Here is a 1,973-nt window from a genome sequence, read left to right on the forward strand (position 1 = left end):
GTGCAATGTTGAAGATTAGTAATTCTATTCAACATTTGTGCTAAAAGTCGGCTCCATCGCCAATTTGCCAAACGTTAGCTGAAACTTTAAAAAAACATTGATAAATATGGCAACTATTAAATTAAATAGAACAAATGAATACAATAATCGAATTAGAGATTATAAAATTTATTTAAATAAAGAACTAATAGGTACTATATCAAATGGAGAAACAAAAGAATTCAATGTCAAACCAGGAAATCAAGAAATATATGCAAAAATTGACTGGTGTTATAGTCCTACTTTAAAGATTGATCTAAATGATAACGAAACCTTAAACTTAAAAGTAGGAGGTTTTAAAAATGGTATATGGATAATGCCGATATCAATCTCTATTATATTAATACATTTTATTTTATCGTTTTTATTTAAATTCAATTATTTAATATTCTTAGTTATCCCTGTATTTTTATTAATGATTTACTATATATCAATTGGTAGAAAAAATTATCTAACGCTTAATAAAATATAAAAGCATCAGCTAACATAATATTTGCGAAAAAACGGGCTGAAAGTAAACTTTCAGCCCATCTTTTTCCGCTCGCAAAATTGCTTTTCTTAAAACAATAAACTAATTTAGTTTTAGCCAAGCAATTTGCTTGAACGTATGAACTTGAGCTTTAGCTCAACTTCTCTCCCGTTCTTCGCAAATACTCGGCTCGTTGGCAGAAATTTTAGAGAGAAAAATATTAATTAATAATTTTAAAAAATGATCTATGAGTGATTATGGTGCTAGTATAACGATAATAAAAAAGGATGGTAAATCCATTACAGATTTTGATAAAAATAGTGTAATAGAACTTTTAAAAGAATTTAAATCTAAAAACTCTTTAGAGGATGTCTATGGTAATAAATTTTTATATGAGGTAAATGAGTTTTCAAATGATGATACAATGTTAGATTTATTATTTACAAGGTATTATTTTGGTGATGTAAGCGATGAAGAAAACGAAAAAATATTTAATTCTGCAAAATTAAATGATTTACCTAAAATAAAAAAAATAGCTGATTTTTTACAACCTACTTTAAATGAAGTGTTTAATTTCGATATAACTTTTGAAAGTTGGTAATCCAAAAAAAACTTCTGCCAACATCGGTTTGGCAAAATGCGGGGTTAAGTGCTAAGTTGAACTTCTCGCCTATTTTATCAGCCAAAAGCTGTTTGCTTTTGTTTTTTTATTAAATTTACCAAAAGGCTCACAGCTTTGGCTACGTCTCGGACTGAATTGAACTTTCGCTCAATTCAAGCCCGCACTTCGCCAAGCCGCGAAACGTTAGCTGTAATTTTACAAAAAAAATACAAGAACAATTAAATATAGTATATTGTACTACACCAAATAAAGTAAAAAATGGAAATTAACAAAAAAGTGATAGTATTTCTATTAGTAATGACATTCTTACCGTTACTTTCTTTTTTTTCATATTTTTGGTATCAAAACTTAACAGATAAAAGAACTTTTCAACAAATTGTATTGGATGATAGAAGTAATAGAAACTATTCATTTAAAGTTAAAGAGATATATCGTGATAATCGAAATCATAATGTATTAACATTAAGAGGTGAAAATAAGCAAACTGATGTTGCGGGAGTGGAGCCTATTTGGGAAAATGGATTTTTTGAAATAGGAGATTCTGTAAGTAAAAAAAAAGGACAATTAGAAATTTATGTGTTCAGAAATGATTCTTTAAAATTTAAACTTGACTATAAAGAAATTAAATATAGTAAAAAATAAAAAACTACAGCTAACAAGGGTAACTGTTGCACAACTCCAATTTTTATTTCAGTTAGACAAAAAAAACAAAGAATTGAGCTACATTGGAAACGATGAATAAAAAACTACCTTAACAACTAATCTTCTAATCTTCCTTCTTGCCCGAAGGGCAGAAGGTAAAAACCTGTTGAGGAACCTGTAATTAGAACTATCATATATTAT

Annotated in this window: 3 protein-coding genes; all 3 read left to right on the forward strand. The window is 27.7% G+C overall.

What is annotated here, in order from left to right:
- Positions 1–106 precede the first annotated feature (106 nt).
- Complete coding sequence (locus IF125_RS14100; protein ID WP_225542918.1) at positions 107–511, forward strand: hypothetical protein; 405 nt, start codon at positions 107–109, stop codon at positions 509–511.
- A 244-nt stretch (positions 512–755) separates the two neighbouring features.
- On the forward strand, positions 756–1,109 hold the full coding sequence (locus IF125_RS14105) for a hypothetical protein (RefSeq protein WP_225542919.1): 354 nt from the start codon (positions 756–758) through the stop codon (positions 1,107–1,109).
- Positions 1,110–1,388: 279 nt separating this feature from the next.
- Complete coding sequence (locus IF125_RS14110) at positions 1,389–1,772, forward strand: hypothetical protein (RefSeq protein ID WP_225542920.1); 384 nt, start codon at positions 1,389–1,391, stop codon at positions 1,770–1,772.
- Positions 1,773–1,973 lie beyond the last annotated feature (201 nt).

It is taken from the genome of Empedobacter stercoris, from assembly GCF_020281205.1.
Classification (GTDB): Bacteria; Bacteroidota; Bacteroidia; order Flavobacteriales; family Weeksellaceae; genus Empedobacter; species Empedobacter stercoris.

Coding starts and splice junctions, on each gene's coding strand:
- IF125_RS14110 (WP_225542920.1), top strand. CDS start 1,389: ATGGAAATTAACAAAAAAGTGATAGTATTTCTATTAGTAATGACATTC.
- IF125_RS14100 (WP_225542918.1), top strand. CDS start 107: ATGGCAACTATTAAATTAAATAGAACAAATGAATACAATAATCGAATT.
- IF125_RS14105 (WP_225542919.1), top strand. CDS start 756: ATGAGTGATTATGGTGCTAGTATAACGATAATAAAAAAGGATGGTAAA.